The 17,390-nt window shown below is 62.3% G+C and carries 21 protein-coding genes; all 21 read right to left on the bottom strand.

Annotation, left to right across the window (positions count from 1 at the left end; translation table 11 throughout):
- Positions 1-8 precede the first annotated feature (8 nt).
- Entirely contained in the window at positions 9-1,109 is a 1,101-nt protein-coding gene (locus SARO_RS03310) for a hypothetical protein (RefSeq protein ID WP_011444324.1), read from the bottom strand.
- Positions 1,110-1,112: 3 nt separating this feature from the next.
- A complete protein-coding gene (locus tag SARO_RS03305; protein WP_011444323.1) occupies positions 1,113-1,949 on the bottom strand; it encodes a hypothetical protein in 837 nt (278 codons plus the stop codon).
- On the bottom strand, positions 1,949-2,995 hold the full coding sequence (locus SARO_RS03300) for a hypothetical protein (protein ID WP_011444322.1): 1,047 nt from the start codon (positions 2,993-2,995) through the stop codon (positions 1,949-1,951). Before SARO_RS03300 ends, SARO_RS03305 begins: the two co-directional genes overlap by 1 nt.
- Positions 2,992-5,964 (bottom strand): hypothetical protein, encoded by a 2,973-nt coding sequence (locus tag SARO_RS03295; protein WP_011444321.1) that lies wholly within the window; start codon positions 5,962-5,964, stop codon positions 2,992-2,994. The genes SARO_RS03300 and SARO_RS03295 overlap by 4 nt, the downstream gene beginning before the upstream one ends.
- Positions 5,965-5,966: 2 nt before the next feature.
- Entirely contained in the window at positions 5,967-6,338 is a 372-nt protein-coding gene (locus tag SARO_RS03290) for a hypothetical protein (protein ID WP_049759298.1), read from the bottom strand.
- A gap of 95 nt (positions 6,339-6,433) precedes the next feature.
- Positions 6,434-6,850 (bottom strand): hypothetical protein, encoded by a 417-nt coding sequence (locus tag SARO_RS03285; RefSeq protein WP_011444319.1) that lies wholly within the window; start codon positions 6,848-6,850, stop codon positions 6,434-6,436.
- A 106-nt stretch (positions 6,851-6,956) separates the two neighbouring features.
- The gene (locus SARO_RS03280; protein ID WP_011444318.1) at positions 6,957-7,418 is read right to left on the bottom strand and encodes a hypothetical protein; all 462 of its coding nucleotides are present in this window, start codon (positions 7,416-7,418) and stop codon (positions 6,957-6,959) included.
- A gap of 88 nt (positions 7,419-7,506) precedes the next feature.
- Positions 7,507-7,722 carry a hypothetical protein gene (locus tag SARO_RS03275; RefSeq protein ID WP_011444317.1) on the bottom strand — a complete coding sequence of 72 codons (216 nt, stop codon included), beginning with the start codon at positions 7,720-7,722 and terminating at the stop codon, positions 7,507-7,509.
- A 14-nt stretch (positions 7,723-7,736) separates the two neighbouring features.
- Positions 7,737-8,144, bottom strand: coding sequence for a tail completion protein gp17 (locus SARO_RS03270; RefSeq protein ID WP_011444316.1), 408 nt, complete (start codon positions 8,142-8,144; stop codon positions 7,737-7,739).
- Entirely contained in the window at positions 8,137-8,781 is a 645-nt protein-coding gene (locus SARO_RS03265; protein WP_234007403.1) for an HK97-gp10 family putative phage morphogenesis protein, read from the bottom strand. Before SARO_RS03265 ends, SARO_RS03270 begins: the two co-directional genes overlap by 8 nt.
- Positions 8,778-9,128, bottom strand: a complete 351-nt coding sequence (locus SARO_RS03260) for a phage head closure protein (protein WP_011444314.1) — start codon at positions 9,126-9,128, stop codon at positions 8,778-8,780. The genes SARO_RS03265 and SARO_RS03260 overlap by 4 nt, the downstream gene beginning before the upstream one ends.
- Positions 9,128-9,673, bottom strand: a complete 546-nt coding sequence (locus SARO_RS20095; protein ID WP_011444313.1) for a head-tail connector protein — start codon at positions 9,671-9,673, stop codon at positions 9,128-9,130. Before SARO_RS20095 ends, SARO_RS03260 begins: the two co-directional genes overlap by 1 nt.
- 69 nt (positions 9,674-9,742) lie before the next feature.
- The gene (locus SARO_RS03250; protein ID WP_011444312.1) at positions 9,743-10,105 is read right to left on the bottom strand and encodes a hypothetical protein; all 363 of its coding nucleotides are present in this window, start codon (positions 10,103-10,105) and stop codon (positions 9,743-9,745) included.
- Between the two features lie 57 nt (positions 10,106-10,162).
- A complete protein-coding gene (locus tag SARO_RS03245) occupies positions 10,163-10,384 on the bottom strand; it encodes a hypothetical protein (protein WP_041550051.1) in 222 nt (73 codons plus the stop codon).
- A 77-nt stretch (positions 10,385-10,461) separates the two neighbouring features.
- Positions 10,462-11,859, bottom strand: coding sequence for a phage major capsid protein (locus tag SARO_RS03240; RefSeq protein ID WP_011444310.1), 1,398 nt, complete (start codon positions 11,857-11,859; stop codon positions 10,462-10,464).
- Between the two features lie 12 nt (positions 11,860-11,871).
- Complete coding sequence (locus SARO_RS03235; protein WP_011444309.1) at positions 11,872-12,567, bottom strand: HK97 family phage prohead protease; 696 nt, start codon at positions 12,565-12,567, stop codon at positions 11,872-11,874.
- Entirely contained in the window at positions 12,557-13,861 is a 1,305-nt protein-coding gene (locus SARO_RS03230; protein WP_011444308.1) for a phage portal protein, read from the bottom strand. Before SARO_RS03230 ends, SARO_RS03235 begins: the two co-directional genes overlap by 11 nt.
- Positions 13,858-15,543, bottom strand: coding sequence for a terminase large subunit (locus SARO_RS03225; RefSeq protein ID WP_234007402.1), 1,686 nt, complete (start codon positions 15,541-15,543; stop codon positions 13,858-13,860). Before SARO_RS03225 ends, SARO_RS03230 begins: the two co-directional genes overlap by 4 nt.
- 58 nt (positions 15,544-15,601) lie before the next feature.
- Positions 15,602-15,826 (bottom strand): hypothetical protein, encoded by a 225-nt coding sequence (locus SARO_RS03220; protein WP_041550049.1) that lies wholly within the window; start codon positions 15,824-15,826, stop codon positions 15,602-15,604.
- A gap of 344 nt (positions 15,827-16,170) precedes the next feature.
- A complete protein-coding gene (locus tag SARO_RS21710) occupies positions 16,171-16,479 on the bottom strand; it encodes an HNH endonuclease signature motif containing protein (RefSeq protein ID WP_011444305.1) in 309 nt (102 codons plus the stop codon).
- 207 nt (positions 16,480-16,686) lie between these two features.
- Entirely contained in the window at positions 16,687-17,160 is a 474-nt protein-coding gene (locus tag SARO_RS03210) for a hypothetical protein (RefSeq protein ID WP_011444304.1), read from the bottom strand.
- Between the last annotated feature and the right edge of the window lie 230 nt (positions 17,161-17,390).

Genomic DNA, 17,390 nt, shown 5'->3' with positions numbered 1-17,390 from the left:
CTAGTTCCTTATGCAATGCGGGCACGGACAAGCGGCGTCAGTCCGCCAGCAGTACCAAGCGCTGTGGTGAGACAAGTCGACGGAAGCTGAGCGTGCGTGAAGGTCGAGGAAAGCCAGCTACAGCCCGTAAAAGACGAGGAGGGGTAGCCGATAATGGGCATCGCCCCGACAGCGGCCGCGCGCAGAACGGTGGTTGCGCTCACCGATATGGCAAGCCAGTAAGTCTGCCCTTTGGCCAACGCGCCAGCAACTTCACTGCCAGTATTCTTTATCGCAATTCCGACGGCATCAATCGGGGACGCGGTGCGCGCAAGCGCAGTGGAGCCGTCCGGCACGCCACCGTTGTCGGGATAGATTGCCAGGTGAATAGTCGTGCCAGCGGCCGGATTGGAGGTTACTTCAACTTCGAGGCGATCGAAGGCTAAGTCCCGCATGACGCGCAACGGGGTATAGTGAATCCCGCCCGTCGTGAGAGTTACCGTCGTTGGGGCGGCGTTGTTGATTTGCGGTGAGACATATTCACCAGTGACGCCCTTGCCGAAGAGACCGTGCGCAGCGTGTAAACCGCGTAGCGTTCCGCCGGACAGCGAAAGCAATCCCGCCGCCGAAAGCTCCTCGATCGGACCAGTTGAGCCCGTCGTACGGCCCAGTAGTCGCGCGGATGCCATTGTCAGTAGCGACGAACCGATTCCGCCCGCATAGCCCACGACGCTAATCGTGGAATAGAACGGCGTTGTGGCGGTCCGCTGATAGACCGCCAGTGTCCCGCCCTCGTTTGACGTGAACAGTTCACCGACCGATGTCGCCGCTACACCGCTGGATCGCGTGGCATAGAAGCGGCCCATAGCCGCCAGTACTTCGGCAACCAAGGCCGCGTTCTCGGCAACTTGACCTGCAATGGTACCCACCGCTTCGGCAGTGCTCAAGACCAGGCTCTTGTCACTGCTGACAGCTGCGGCAGTGGTATCCATCCATGTCGCCAGATCGTTCGCCTGCATCCCGAACGGCGAAAGGGCACCAAGGAACTCATCTGCCCTTGCGACGAATGCCCCCGGTTCATCGAGGCGCGACGGCGCAGTCGGCAAAGCCGAAATTTCAGGTACAGGCATGGATCAATAACCCCAGGCGATGCAGGTGTAGTCGGTCGGTGAGTCGTCCGAACCAACCTTGAATTTGTCGAGCCCAACCAGGTCGGCCGCGATCTTGTTGCCCTCGGTCGCCCCCGTGTTGAGCGAATTGGCCCCCGCAACGATCCAACCCTCGGTGGTAAAGGCCACAGGAAGATTGATCGCCGAACTCCACCCATTGGAGGGCGTGGAACCCGTCATGATCTGAAGGTAGTAGGTGCGGTCCTGGATCGGCACGGAGAAGTATTTTCCGCTGGCGTTGGAACCATACCCCAGCGACCCGTTGCTGCCGAACAACGTTCGCCCGCCGGCACCGTCCGCGATCGTCAGCACCGACCTCCCGAATGCCGTCGTTGCAAGCGCCGCGATCGCGGCAAGATCCGCGTCAAAGGCCTGGACATCAGTCCCGGGCACCAACTCCAGGGTATCCTGCGCAGCGGCCGCATCAGCGTCGTTGAGCAGGCTCTTCATGAAGGCCGATACCCCAAGGGCATCCAGCTGCGCGGAAGCGTCGGCTGCGGCGAGGAACGACCGCGCCGCCGCGGTGAAATCGGCAAGTGCCGACGCTGCAGTACCGGTATAGTACGGCAGCTTGTTGGCCGCCGGCGTCTTGCCCGTCAGCGCCCGCAGCCCGGCGTCCGCATAGGCCGGCGCGACGTTGATCAGGGCGGCCGTGGCTTCGAGCTGAGTTGCGAGGATATTGAGCTGGTCGACAAAGGCAGGAAGGCTGGAAAGCAGCGCGTCAGCCTTTGCGATAAAGTCCTCAGGCGGGTCCGATCGCGCCGGCGGATCCGGCAGCACGGCAATGTCCTGCAATGGCATCAGGTCAGGCCTTCCAGCTCGATGTTAAGATAGGTTTCCTCGGGCGCGGAGAGGTCAAACTCCCAGTCGCGGTAGAAGCCGTAGATCCAGCTCGAGGCGTAGGAATCGACGCCCAGCCATACGATCGCCTCGGCCCTGTAGTTGGTCAGCGCCGTCGAGATCGCATCCATGCGCGCTTCGTCGATCGCGACCTTGAACGTGGCGCGCCGCGCGAAGCTGCGCTCGATGATCGTGAAGTTCCCGAACTCGTCGGTTTCCTTCCGGCTGAAGTCCTGGATACCGAGCTTGGCGGGGTGGATGGTGTCCCCGAGGAACTGCGACTGTCCGATCACAAGCGACCCGATCTTCGCCGTGGCGCCTGGTTCGATCAGCGTGACGGTGATGACCGGGTTTGCGTTGAGCGGCAGGTCATAGACCGTCAGGTCTCCCTGCCGCACGATCGGTTCGAAGAAGTACTGGTACCAATCGTTGATGCCGGACGGCGAAACCAGATTGAAGGTCTCGTTGTAGATCTCCCCGTCCTCGACCGTCTCGGCGACCACCTGCGCCGAAGCGCCAGCGATGTTAAGCAGCGACACAGCATCCGCCCGGCCAGTGACCTGCACTTCGACGATGATGCTTTCGGCGTTCGTCGTCTGGCTCGAGTTGGCCTGGTCGAACATGCGGTATCGGTTGGTCGGACCAAGATCGAGCCACCACGACGGATCATCGAGGGCGTGCCCCGTGTTGGCAGCCTGAAGCGACTGGTATGTGTGGTTCGTCGCGGCGCTGAATACGATGTCGTCAAGGGCGTATGTCGTGCCCGAATCGTACGCCAGATAGGCGGTGCCAAGGGCCAGCCACCAATCCGGCGAACTTCCCGGCGTGTTGCCCGTGTTGCCAGCCTGCAGGGACCGGTACACGATCGCCACGGTGCCAGTCAGCACCGACACCAGCGCGTCCAATGCGTAGGTCGCGCCTGCGTCATAGGCAGCCGGCGGCGTTTCGGGCACGTTGCTGGACAAAAGGTTGGTATTTGTGACCGATATCGGTCGGACGATCCTCACGAGACTACCTCCACCTGGACCGGCCCGGCATCGTTGTTCACCGGCAAGCCATTGATCTCGAACCGCTGCCAGAGCTTGAGCGTGGTTGCGCTGGTGTCAGCGACCTGCTTCTGCAGCGTCACCAGCTCGGTCTTCATCGACTGCATGATGTTCGCGGTGTTCTCGATCGCGTCGATCTGGGCTTGCGCGTAATCGACCTGGGCGTCGGCAGCGAAGAGCCCGCGGTCCACAGCCGCAAGAACCTCGGAAACAGCCCGCTGGTAGTCGAGCGCGCTGGCCGCGTTCTCCTTGGCTGCATCGAGGTATTGACCAGAAACGCTGCGCAACTGTCCAAGGGCGGTGGCATCGCCGCCGGCGGCCGAGGCCGCAGTGCTGCGGAACTGGCCCGCCAGATAAGCAAGCCCCATGGTTGTGCTGCCGCCCAGCAGCTCCTTGCGATAGGCGCGCAAATCGTCGGCCAGTGGCCCGAACTGATCGATTACCGCCTTCGCGTCTTCCAGCTGGTAGACCATCGCTTGAAGGGGCTGAAGAGACGACTTGAGGCTGGCGAGTTCCATGATGCGCGCGGCAGCCACGGCATCCTCTCCCTTGCCGAGCAGCTCCAATATGCGGATCTGCAGCTTCAGCGGATCGTTGACGGCCTCGAGTGCCTTTTGACGCACCTCGGCCGCCGCCTTGTCGATGGCTTCCTGCTTCTGGAGGTTGAGGAGCTTCTCGAGGTCCGCGTACTCTGCCGCTGTCGCCCCTGCCTCGTCGAAGATCTTCTTGAGGCCTTCGAACTCCTTGGTCAGCTGCTGCAGCGCATACCCGACCGGGTCCGTCATCTGCTTGAGGCTGGTGAACACGCCCTCGAACTTCAGGGCCTTGTTCAACTGGGTCTCGATGTCGCCATCCTTCTTGAGGAGCGCGGCAGTGCCCGCGCGCACGCCCTGAATGGCTCCGTCGCGAATGGCATTGAGCAGGGCGACGCGAAGGGCCTCGGCCTCGTCCTTGCCATCATAGATCAAGTCACCGCCGACGTTGCGCTTCTTCCAGTTCTTGTCGGCAACCTGCGACGAGCCCGACGCCGAGACCGAGATCCAGCCCGAAGACCGCTTGCCGATCGAGACCGAGTAGTTCCCCACCGACCCGCCCAGCTGATCGGCAATGTTCTGAATTGCGGCCTGGATTCCCGTGCCGCTCGATTTCGAGGACGACGCAAGTTCGGAGCTGCTGCCTCCTGAGGTCACGCCCGTGTTGGAAACGACGGCAAAGCCCGTCTTTACCGTCTTGAACAGGCTGCCAAGCGCGCCGCCGAGAATGCCACCGACAATGGACCCAAGCGGACCACCAACTTTGCCGAGCAGCCCACCAACAGATTTGCCGATAGCCTTGCCGGCAACTTCTCCCAGCACCCCGCCGACTGCTGAACCGATGCCGCTGTTCTTGGAACCGAACACCATCTGCCCGGCAGCTACACCCACGCTCGCCGCCTTCAGTGCCTTCGTGAAGCTGCCCTCTCCGCCGAACACGCCGTCGAGCGCATCGCGGAACACAACACCCAGGTCCTTGATCGCCTGCTTGCCTTCATCGGTACTGCCAACCAGGCCGAGCAGGCCGCCCAGCGGACCGCGCACACCCGAGAAGTCGCCGCTGGAGAAGCCCTCGATAACTGCGCCGATGTTCGCCAGAATGCTTGCAAACCCGCCAATCTGATCGAGAAGCTCGATCGTGCGGCGCAATTCGTCGTTCCAGGCAGCATTTGCATCGGCAGCATCAACTGCCGCCTGAGAGGCTTTGCGCTGCTTGTCCGCCATCTCGTCGAACATCCGTTGCCAGTCCCGATCGAGCTGCTTGTCCAGCATCTTCCCGGTGGTCTTGGCCGCGTCCCGATAGATCGCGAAGGTGCCCTCCAGAGATGCGAGGAGCTTCTTCAGCTCGTCTTCGGCGCCATCGCGGAGTGCTTTTCCTGCCTCCTTGCCCGCCTTCTTCGCGTCCTTCTTCATGCGCTCCACAGCCCGCGCCTGGGCAAACGGACTGATCGCTGCGGCAGCGTCTCCGAGGTAGTCACGCGTCACGGTGTCACGGATTGCGCCCATGAACGCGGTTCCGAGCTTGGCACCGGCTCCGGCATAGCTGTTCTGGAGCTCCCCGATCTGCGGAGCTGCCAACTTGGGAAGATCTAGGCCGACCTTGCCAAGGATGACATTGGCGCTGCTGATGAAGCCATTGAGGATCTCGACGGTCTTCGCGACCATCGCGTTGACTGCCCGGATGGCGCCATTGGCAGCCGTCACGAAGATGTCCGCTACGCCTGCGGGAATGAGGCTCCAGGTGTCGCGAAGAACCCGCGGTACCACCGTCATCGCGCCGATGATCCAGTTGATTCCCCACTTCGCCGCGTTGACGACGTCCTTCCAGACGTTCGAAGTTTCGAGGCCGAATGCCTTGAATGCACCGGTGAGCTGGTCGGTGAGATACTTCTTCAGTGCGTCATAAGTACCCAGCAGGGTGTCCTGCCAGGTGACCGTGACCTTGCTGTTCTCGTTGATCTCGCTGGTGACGAGACCAACCGCGGCACTGATTGCACCGATGGCGGCGATGGCGGGCGCGGCGGCGAGGACAAAGCGCCCGATCTGGGCGATCAGGCCCCCAACGCCTATGCCCGCCTGCGACATCACCCCTTGAATCTGCGTGCCCTGCTGGAATAGCGCCATCATCGCCCCTTGGAAGGGCTTGCTGCTCTGGGCAGCGGCGGTGAGCTGGATACCGAGATCCTGGAACTGAAAGGCCAGATTCTGCACGTGGTGCTTAGCTAGGCCGCTGGTCTTGCCAATACTCCCGATATTGTCGTTTGCAGCCTTGGTGGAGCGCGCAACCCCGGTTGACATGTTGCCGACCGACTTTTCGATCTGGCGCATTTCCTCCTGCAGGCGCGCCATGTTCGTCAGGATCTCGATTTCGAGAGTGCCCGCCTTCACGCCTGCCATTGTTACCTCTTGGGGTTCTGCGCTGCGATGAGCGCCTTGAATGTCATTTCGAGCTTGCGGGACACCGCTTCACGATTGTCCTCGACCGCCTTCTGCTCACTCCAGGGAGCGGGACAGGCTTGGTCTTCGGCGTCGTGCAGCTGGTTGGCGAAATCGGCCGAAAGCTGGCGTACGAGTGCTGCCTCCCATGGCAGCAAGTCGACGCCCATTGCCTCCTGCCAGGCGGCAATGTCGCGCCATCCGACCGCGACGTGGCTCATGGCCCCGGGCGCAGTCGGTCCGATCTCCATGAGCCAGTCGATGAGGTAGGGCGCCGGATTGGGCGGCAAGCGGACTTCTAGACCGGCTGCGCGCATCGCATCCGCCCGCTTCACCGGAGTGTCCCGGCGAGCGGTCGAACCTTTCAACGGCCGCTTGCTCTTGTCCTTGGGAGCGACCGACAGCCAGGCCAATTGCCGGACGTAGAGGCTCAGCTCGCGGCCGAGCCTTTCGTAAAAGCCTCCCAGCTATGCACCTCGGCATGCACGTGATCGCGGATGAAGCCGAGACTGTCGTCAGCATAGGCCGCCGCGAACATCTCGCGATCGTTGCCGGTCCCGGGGTATTCCCACCCGTTGAAGCTGATGGTGACGCGCGATAGAAACTCGACCTGGTCTTCCTTGGCGCTGTCGAGCGATGCGGCCAACTTGCCCCCAGCCTTCTGAAGGCGCTCCGCCTTGCGGCGGTTGATCTCGGCCGAGGCCTGCCGCCACACTTTCGAGCCGGGCCCGTGCACGGTGACCGAAAGCACCTTGCCGTCGTCGTCGGTCAGGGGACTGTCGTCGCCGTTCTTGAGATCGATGGTTGCCGTTTCGAGCGCGCGGCGCCTGGTGATGTCAAATGCCATGTCTAAGTGTCCTTTTCACGGAAAGGGCGCCCCGGCCCGCCGCATCCGTGACTGCGGCGAACCGGAACATAGGAGGCCAGGATGGCTGGCCGGGGAGGAAGCAAAATCAGGCCGCGAGGGCCTCGACGATGCCAACGCCACCCGTGCTGGTGGTCAGCTCGAGCACCATCGTCGCGCTGGTGATCGTATCGACGCCGCCGCCCGTCACCTTGAAGGACATGACCAGCGCCTGCGCGTAGTAAGCATCGCCAGACGCCAGAGCGATCTTCACTGCGTACGGATTGTCCGAAAGCTCGGCTGCCTTTGCCAGGATCTGGCCGGCATCGTCAGTGTCCAGCGCCATCTGGACCGTCAGCTGCCCCTCGTTGAAGCTGCCCTTCTTCTTGACGGTGCCACGGCTGCCGATCGGGTTGTGCGTGATCAGCGCGTACTCGCGGCCGAATTCGCCCAGATCGGTAACTTCACCGACAATCGTGTAGGTCAGCGCGCTATAACCCGCGGTGTTGAAGGTTGCGGGGACGCCTGCGGACAACGAAATGGTCGACCCCGCCGTCGCGAAGATGCTCATGTCTCTTTACTCCTGCATGAAAAAGCCCGCGAAAATCGCGGGCGGGGCATCGCCAGCAGCCTGATGGCCCTGGCTGATCTTGTTGCTGCTATTCCGCGGCTTCGTCGCTGCGGCGCGGCTTGCTCTGCTTGCCGGGCCCGCCGGCAGCGACTTCCGCATCGCTCGCCTCGCGAACGATGCCGATATCGGACCAGTCCTTGAACTGCCCCTCGGGCATGTCACGAATGACGGTGCCGGCCGGAAAGTGATCATCGCCGTGATTCACCCCACGCTTGCGGATGACGATCGCGTTCTTCTTGCTCATCAATGGTCTCCTGTTCAGCGAACTTCGTTGTACCAGACCCGGAAATCCCGGCTTCCGAGGTAGATCGAGGCCGTTTCGTCCATGAAGTCTGGCCCGGCACCGAGCGAATGCACTGTGACCTGGCTGATGCCATCTACGTCAGGGACTTGATCCGCGCCGGCGCTCTTCACCGCCTTTGATATCTCACGGAGCTCGTCATATGTCGCCGCGGCAATCGTGACCTGGACCCTGTCCAGCACACGCCGCTTCGCCCCGGGTGCAGGCATGTTCATGTCGCTGGAAGACACCAGCGAAAGCGAGAGATAAGGCAGAGGCGTGCCAAGAGGCAGCACGCCAGCGCCGATGCTACCGGCAGGCACTAGCCCGGTAACGGCTGCGCTTTCGTGGAGCAGCTGCACCATGGTCGCCACGCCGTCACTCATCTTCGACGTCCGCTTCGATCGTGATCGGCGCCGTGAAGCTCGTTCTGTCCTTCAGATACTCGCGAAGCCGGCTACCGATGGCATCGACCACTTGGCTGGCCGTTCTGTCCAGCGCAGGGCGGAGGAAGGGATGCGCCGGAAAGCCAGGGTGAACGATCGCCCCCCTTATGAACGCGGCATTGATCTTGAATGTGTCCTCGCGCGGTCCGTCGCTCGTCTGGGTCGTGCGGGTGCCCTCGTAGCCGCCCACCCTGATCAGACCGGTTTCTGTCTCGCGAATGCCCTCGCCCCTGCTGGCACGCTTGTTGAGCGTCCGGACGGTCAGCTTGCTGTCGCCGGCAGTGATCAGGTGTGGCCTGACTCCGTACTCAATGAAGTGTCCGATGAAGCTATGCTCTCCCAGCACCTTCACCTTGACCGAAGCGGCGCCGCCCTTGAATGCACGCGGACTGCTCGTCTTGATCGCCTTGCGCAGCTTGCCGCTCTTAACCGGCACATTCGCCCTGGCCTCATCACGAACCACGCGCGCACCAGCGATCATGGCCGACTTCAGCGCGTTTTTCTGCAGTCTCGCGGGGAAGGCTTCCAGGAAAGCCATGAGTTCCGGCCCACCTTTCAATCCGATGTTACGGCTCACGAATCCTGCCCTTCCGTCGACAATTCTTCTGCCGCAATCTCGAGCACTTCACGCCGGCCCACCTCGGCAATTGCCACAATGCGCAAGGTCCGGCCGAGAAAGCGCAGGCGCATGTCAGTCCGAACATCGCCACGATGCCGAATTCGAACCCGGCAGGGGCGGCGGGAAATCTCGAGCCCTTCAGCGATGCGCTCCGCACGACTTGGCAGCATGTCCCGAACTTCGCCCCACACTGTGACCATCTCGGTCCAGGCGACAGCATGGGTTCCATACTTGCCCTGCTGGGCACGCCCGGGTTGGAGGATGGTGATCCGATCCTTGAACCGGCCTGGGTCGAACTCGGCCATCAGAGCACCATCCTGCGCATAGGCTGCAGCATTGCCGTGACGCCCGCCGGGAGTGCCCCAGGAATGCGATTATCGTACCACTGCGCCACAGTCGCCATGATGGCTGCCTTGACGCGCGGATCGGCTTCCTCCGGGCCCGTTGTGAACTCGATCGACACCACATTGGGGACGGTCGGGCTGGCGGTTGCAGGCCACGATTGATCAGGATCGCGGACAAGGCGCGCCGGGGCGCTGATAGTGTCCTCGATGTAGATGGCCGGGTCGAGGATCTGCTCGATCCGGTCTTCGTCGAGATACCGAACTGCGGTGACCTCAACCACCGGACCAGGCTCGAGTTCTACAGTGTCGGCAAATGCTGGCAGCGTGATGAGCCACAGTTGCTCGGTGATCGCCTTGCCGATGAAATTCTGAACCAGCTCGGACGCTGCGGCGATCAGCATCTCGACGATCGCGTCGTCGTCATCGACCTCGATCTTGCACCAGCGCTTGACCTCCTCGAGATCCACGGGCGCCGCCGCTGATGCGGCTATGAGGGTCAACCCCATTTCAACGACTCCCGCAAACCTTCATGAAGAAATGGGGCAGACACTGCCTGCCCCCGACCGCGCGACAGTTCAGTCGACGATGACGTGGAAAGTGCCGATCTTGGTGGCGCCGCCCTGCGCAATGGCGATCTTCACGCGGTCGCCCGAAAGGCCGATCCTGTCGGTAACGGCAGTGCCGCCGGACGCGTAGAGCTGTGCTGCCCCGACCTGCGAATGGCACGCCTGGCGCGGTGCACGAACCGCCGACGCATTGACGTCCGACTCGGTCCACAGATTTATGCCGGTCGCCTCGCCAGTGATCGTGAAATCGACACCGGAAGCAAAATCGGTCTTCACATATTCGATCTGCTGGATCTTGCCCGAGAGGCGAGGAGTGTAGGCGGTGGCGGTACCATCCGCCGCAGTGGTCACGGTGACCTTGTAACGACGCATCTTGCTTCTCCTGGTGGCGGAGCTTCACGGCTGCCCCTGTTGCTGTGCCGGGCCCAGTCAGGCTCCGAACTTGTTGTCCGGCTTCGGTGCCTGCTTGTTTTCGGGCACCGCTGCCTTCTTCGCGCCGCCGCATTTGCCTGCGACCTGCTCGAACTTGTCGGGATGAAACTTGAGGAGATCCTCGCCAGCTGCGTTGCTGACTTCGATTTCCTGGCCGCGCCGCAGAGTATCCGACGACACCGCACTGACGTGGATCTGTTCCAGTACCTTGAGCTTCATCTGGAATCTCCTTTTCCGGAACGGTCCATCAGGGCCGCTCGGGAAAAGGGCCGCCCGAAGACGGCCCTCCCTTTTCATCAGAGTGCCAGCGCGTCGCTGAAGTCGCCCTTGATGAAGGCTTCCGGCCGATAGACCGCGAGCGCGAGACGCTCCTCGGCGCGAATGGTGACCAGGTTCTTGCGGAAGTTGTCGCTGTCCTCAGTCGAGATCTCGACGTTGGCTTCTTCGCGATCGAACACCTGCGCACCCATCTGGAAAGCTCCGGTAAGGAACTTGTCGACGGTCATCGCCTGCGTTTCGACGACAGGCAGGCGCCACAGTCGGGCCTCGCTGCCACCCTGCGGATTGGCGAACAGGTAAGCGCCATCATCGGTCTTGGTCAGCTCGATGTCAGCCCAATCGCTGGGGTGCATCACGATGCCGTTGGCCGGCAGTTCCGCGAGAGCTGCCTGAAGAATGGCGAGACGAATGATGTCGATCTTCGTCATCATGCCGGCGGCGGTGGGGGTGATTGGCGCCGCGAAAGCCGTTGCCTGGGTGTAGATGCCGTTGAGATCGGTGCCAGTGCCGCCACCGTTGAGCAGCTGCCCTTCTTCGACGTACTCCAGACCATAACGCAGACGGCCATCGATGTATGAGCGCAGCTGCGGCACGTCGTCGAGGATCTGCTTGGTCGCAAGCACCCAGTGAGCGATCGTCGTGACCGAGCTGGTGACGATGTCGAACTTGATCTCCGACTGCGGCTTCGCCGTGCCGGCGGTTTCAGTCACGGTGGCAGCGTTGTTGGTGAAGCCGGTTTCCTTCACGTACTGGATCGCGTTCGAACCGGTGTTGCCCGGCGTGAGCAGGTCGCGGATCGTCATGCGGCGCTGCGGCAGGCCAATGATACCGGGCTGGCGCTGCGGAACGATCAGGTCGCCCGCCGAGCCATCAGCGTCGGTGGTGAGCGACGAAATGATCGCCTTCACCTGCATGCTGAACGTGTTCTTGCGGTTGCCGCCGAGCCAAGCCTTGAACTCCTCGCTCTCGGTCACTTCCTGGCCGGCCGTCTTGGCGCGGCGCTTCTCGCCCTCTTCGCCGCGGCGAGCGAGCTTCTGCTCGATCGCATCGATTCGAGCGGTCGTTTCGTTCATCTTGATGAGCGCTTCGTCTGCGCTCTTCTTGGTTTCCTCGGTGACCGTGCCGAGACGCTTCATTTCCGCATCCGCCTTCTCGGCGAAGGTCTTTACCTGGTCCGTCGCAGACTTCAGGTCGACCGCGAGCTGCTTGAGCTCACCCTCACCTTCGCCTGCCTGCTTGCGGCCGAACTCGCTGATGCTGCCAACAGCCGCCAGCATGCCGATCGCGGCAAGAGCACCGTTGATGTCCAGCGACGGATGGATCTGCTGCGCGAAAGTGGCAGCAAAGGCGGCGCTCGGAGCGAGCACCAGCGATACCGCGACCACAAGGGCCGCAGCAATCAGGTTCTTCTTCATGAATTGTCTCCGTTAAAAGGTCGGCAGCTTGAGGCCTGCCAAGGCATCAGAGAGGGACTTCAGGCCCTCATTCGCCATTGCGCTGCCGGACTCACTCCGGAGCAGGTGCGGAAGGCCGTGCGCGGCGACGACGGCGGCCTTCGTTTTCGAGAAGCCTGCCTCGCGCAGGAGCCGCTCGAATTCGGGAAGAGTGGGCAGCTCGCCATGGGCAAGCTTCATCTTGACGGCGTCGATCCGCGCCTCATCATTGGCCGGGAAGGTCACGAGGCTGACCTCGACCAGATCCAGTTCAAGAAGGGTGCGGATGCCGGTCTTCTCGTCGTAGGACGACTTGCGGACGAAATAGCCGATCGACAGGCCGGTCACGGCGCCTGCCTTCATCAGCGCCAACGACTCCTTCGCCTGGTTGACGTCGTTCACAAGGAGCTTGCCTGCGACCTTCAGCCCGAGATCGTCCTCCTCGAGCATGTCGTACACCCCGATCGGCTCCGACTGTCTGTGTTGCCACAGCACCGGAACCTTGCGGTTCTTCGAGGAAAGTTCGGCGAGGCTCGCAGTGAAGGCGCCCTTCGCGACGACTTCCTGATAGCTGTCGACAACGCCGAACACGGAACCGTACCCGGTAAAGCTGCCATCGTCGCCGATATCCTGCGCCTTCACGCTCAGGTGAAAATCGCGGAGCTTCAGCCCGCCGCTCTTACGCTGCATTGGCGTTTCCCTTCTGGAACAGCCCGGCCACGTCCTGGGCGTTCTTGATTGCTTCCCGGAGGGCATCGAGCTGATCGGACAGCGGCACGTCCTGCTGCTGCACGATCGGCTCATCGCCCCACGGCACCGGCGCAAGGTTCTCCTTTGCCCGGACTTCGTTGATGACCATCCACTTCGACTTGAGCGCCTTGTCGTAGAACGATGCGCGACCCGCGCTGTCGGCCCGCAGGAGGCCTTCAAGATTGAATTCGGCGGTCAGACCACGGGCACGCTCGATCGGAGTGATCAGCTGCTTGCGCACAGCCTGCTCAATGCGTCGCAGGTAGGGATTGAGAGTAAATTTCTGGAAGCCCAGCAGCATCTGCTCGATGCCGGTACCCCAACTCGTGGTCTTCTCGTTGTGACCGATCATGAACGGCGGAACGCCGAACCACCTGCAAATCTCCTCTACGCTCCAACCCCGGCTTTGCAGCAGCTGGGCGTCGTCGGCCTTCATCGTGATTGAATTCCACTTCAACCCGTGGCCAAGCACCATCGGGACACCCATGCGGTGCGCTCCCTGGTACTTCTTGACGATCAACTCCTCTGCCTCTGCCTGCTGCGCAGCCGTCAGCGGCATATCAGTCGACATGATTCCTGTCGGGTTCACCCCGTTGGCGAAAATCGCGCTCGCGGCGCGGTCCGCAGCGATCGCTACGCCCAGCGATTCACGTGCAAACTCGACAGTCGAAAGCCCGCCCAGCGGCCCGCCGCCGAATCCACGAACGTGAAAAACTTCATCCTCGGTAAGGTCGAAGTTTTCACCGCCTTCGGTCCAACGATACCCAATCCTGCCATCGGAACGCCGGCGGACGCTGACGATCGCGGGATTGATCGGCTCGAGGCCAACCAGTCGGCCACCTTCCATCAGCTTGCGGGCGTAGTGGTTGCCACGCAAAAGTAGCGAAATGACGGCGCATTCCATGTAATCGACCGGCGTCTGGTCAGCGTTCGGGCTATCGTGCAACACACGATACAGTGCACTCTCCCGAGCGACCGAGCGAACTCCGCGCTGGTCGACGGTATAGACCGGGACCGGTAGCGAGCCGATCGTAGACGAGATGAGGCGGACGCAGCCCCAGAATGCACTCAGCCGCATCGCAGCCTGGTCATTGACGGTTACGCCCGCCCCGTTCCCCCCACGCGACGAATTCTGTGGGTCGCGGATCTTCGGATCCGGTCCGAGCACCAGCCAGTCGCGCAGCGCCGTCGTCGCCTTCGCGAGCCAGGACGTTCGCGGGGCCAGACTGCTCACGCCGCACCACGCAAGCTGGCGAGCCAGCTATCGACGCCGCCAGCCACGGCCACCGGGCCCTCTTCCATACGCTTCACTGCATTGAGCAGCGCCACGAACGGGTCGATCTTGCCCGCGCCTGATGTCTCTTTGTCGACGTACAAGGCACTGCCCCTGAGCTTGACCAGCGCGTTGCTCACGCACCAGGCCATCATGTTCGAACCGTCGTGACGGAACATCCCGTCGCCGAGCTTGAATTCCAGCGTGTAGATCGCGCTCGACAGGCCAACACCCTGCCTGATCGAGGCGATATGCCCCGCGCGCTTCATTGCCTCGTCGCCAGGATCGAACCCGGCCTGCACCAGCGCATCGACGAGTGGACCGATGCCCCAGGCATCGACCGCAACCCCGCCATCCGCAGGCATCTTGCCGCTGTCGCGGACCCGAATTGCAAGGCGCGCCATGGCGCTCACGATTTCCTCACCGGAATCGGTGAAGGTCAGGTCGCCTTCAGCCGCAAAGCCTTGCAGCGTCGGCGCCACCTGCTTGCGCCGCTCCAGCGCAACCCGCTGCGCCCAGGCATGCGCCCAGCCCAGCCATATACCCGTTCCCTTTTCGCGACCGACCACGCCGGCACCGGCCAAGTCGTCCCGGCCGCCCATGTCGAGCCCAACGATCGCCACTTCGCAGCGCTCAAGCAGCTGGTCGAGATCAAGGTCATCATTCGCTGCATCGAGCCAAAGCTCAGCACCGCCCCAACGATCGCGCCGCAACCGCAAACCAATCTCGACGTTCAGATGCTTCGCCAGGAAGATCTGAAGGCCTTCACCTTCGCCGATCTGTTCCTTCTGCAGTTCCGACTTGAGCCATTCAATCGAGACCGATCGGCCAACGTGTGGATTCGTGACGTAGAAGAACTCTGGATCGAGGTAGGACTCGCACTCCAACAGGTCTTCCGGCCACTCGTACAGCATCGGGAAGGTAGCAGGATCCTCGATCTCACCATCCCTCACATCGCGGAAGTACGACAGCTTGGTCTTGAACACGCCCGCCGGTGGTTCGTCCGAATGGGTCGTGATGTAGAGCGTAAAGCCTTCCGGCCTTGCCGATCCGCCACCCAGCGCCTCTCGCAACATCGCGGCTGCCTTGGCCTTCTTCCCGAAGAGCCAGAGCTCTTCGATCAACGTCATCGCCGCCTTGCCGCCAGCTACGGTATCGCTGTCGGCGGCAATGACCCGCAATACCGCACCCGTCGTCAGGTGCTTGATCTGTCGCTGATGCTCGACAACCTTCAGGACAATCGCCAGCTCGGCGTCCGCTCTTACCATCCCCATGGCAGGCTCAAAGCTGTTGTTCGCAACCTCGATCGTGGGCGCAAGGATCTGCAGGATCGCGTTCGGACGCCAGTTGAGGATCAACGCGGTCACCATGATGCCCGCTGCGATCATCGACTTGCCATTCTTCTTGCTGATCAGGAGCATGAACTCCTTGATCAACCGCTCGCCAGTTTCCGGATCCTCGGCGCCGAAGATGGCCGCAACCAGGTCAAAAACGAACTGGTCGCAGACTTCACCCAACGTCGGGTGGGTCCCATTCTCCCTTTTAGGCAGGTCGGTGACCTGCAGTGACTTGAACACCCCCAACGCATCCGCGGCTTTCGCCGGGAACAGCGGCCCGCATGGCGCGATGCTCTCGCGCGCCACGATGCGCTCCCGCCAATCCTGGCAGGCAGTCGACCACACTGGCCGCGCCATACCAACCTCAGTTGATCAGGCGCGGCGGCGGGGTACGTGCCCCGAACTTGCCACCCATCTCGTGCGCCGCCAGCTTGGCCTGATCCTTCTTGCCCAGCTTCTCCGGCTTTTCCTTTCGGCGCTCGACGATCGTGCCCGCAACTGACTTCAACCGCTCGGCAGTGAGCATCTTGTCGAACTGGCGGATGGCCGACACGTTGCCGCTCTCAGCCAGCTCGACCAACTTGGCCATAAGCCCCGATCGAGTGATGAGCTCGGCCTGAGCCTGATGCTTGCACTCCTGGGGAAATACTTTCCGCAATGTCTTCACGTCGCAGCCCAGAACAGCGGCCGCGTCGCGCTGCCTATATCCGGACGCGAATAACACCATGAGTTTATTGGATTTTTCCCTACTCCAGACATACGGGGGGCGGCCTTGACCTCGTGGGGGCGCTGGCGTCCAGCCAAACAGCCCCGGAGCGTCGTCCGAACTTCCGCAGCTCAAGAAAAAAATCTCCCAAAGGGTCCATGCGCGGTCCTATACCGCCCGGGCCTCCAGACTTTTGCCCTCCCCCCCTGCCGTTCAGGTCCGCGCCGTCAATCCTGAACGGGGCGCAGGCCTGCGCGCTCGCGCCGGCGGGCCTCGGTCTTCGCCCCGTGACAGGGTGAGCACCGCAGCCAGATGTTCATGGGATTGAGCGGCGCACCGCCATCCCGCAGTTCCTTGACATGGTCCGCATAGATCCGGCCCGATCCGGACCCGCAATCCTGGCATCGCCGACCTCGCAGCTTGATCACCTGGGCAACCAGCGCCTTCCATTCAGCCGACTGGTAGAAAGGGAGGGTCTTCTTGGCCCTTGGCGCTATCCGTGGCGGGCGGGGCGCAATGCGCTCCTGTCGCCGCATAAGCCGGACCAAGGCAATCTCCGAGTGAAGAGGGTGTCAACGAGAGTGCGCTAGCGCCCTGCACACGTCTCGCCGACTGTATCGATTCCTAAGCCCCAAATACCCCGGAGAAGAACACCCTTTATTTTGACCCCGGAATCATTCCGGGGCTTGACAGCCTCCGGGGTACCTTTTCTGCGCCTTTGCTCCGAAAACCCCACGAGAAGATCAGAGCCTTTCGCCGTCGCCCACGCGGTCCCGGCGCGCCGCTTCGATGGCACCAAGCTGCTTCAGGGTGCGCTGATACCGAACCTTCAGGCCATCCGACGTCGTGCCCGATTCGCGCCCACCCAGCGCCTCCCACACCCTCTCCCAGCGAAACCCACCAACATCCCGCCAGGTCTTCATGGTCAGCACCACGGCGACCAGGGGACGGATCTGCGGCGCGATCTCCTCCGCGAGGCATCCGACGTCCACGAACACGCGATCACGCAGCGCGACTTCACGACGGCCCAGCTGCTGGCGCGGACGGGCATCCTCGTCAGCATAGTCCATGACCTTGTCGCGGATGATCTGCGGCCACCATGAACGCTGTCCGCTGATAAGCCAGCCACGCTCCTGGTCAGGCGATCGCATGAGGAGCTGCCACGCCTCGAGCAGCATCTCTTCGGTCGCTTCGATCTCCGGGTCTCTTCTTCCCATTTTTCACTTCCCTAACAGTTACTAATAGATTTCTTTGTTTTCGTGCGCACGCCCGCACAGGCACAGGCTCAATTTGCGCGCCAACTGTCGGAACCGTCTGGAACGCCCGGAAATCAGGCATTCACACTGTCGGCCCAACTGTCGGGCAACTGTCGGGCGAACCGTCAGGAAGGCCCTTTCGAACCGCCTCTGACCATCCGCCCGACCCTTCCGAATTCCGCCCCAGACAG

The sequence above is a fragment of the Novosphingobium aromaticivorans DSM 12444 genome (assembly GCF_000013325.1).
Lineage (GTDB): Bacteria > Pseudomonadota > Alphaproteobacteria > Sphingomonadales > Sphingomonadaceae > Novosphingobium > Novosphingobium aromaticivorans.
The sequence above is the reverse complement of the archived record's forward strand: the minus strand, read 5'-3'. Positions and strand labels throughout refer to the sequence as shown.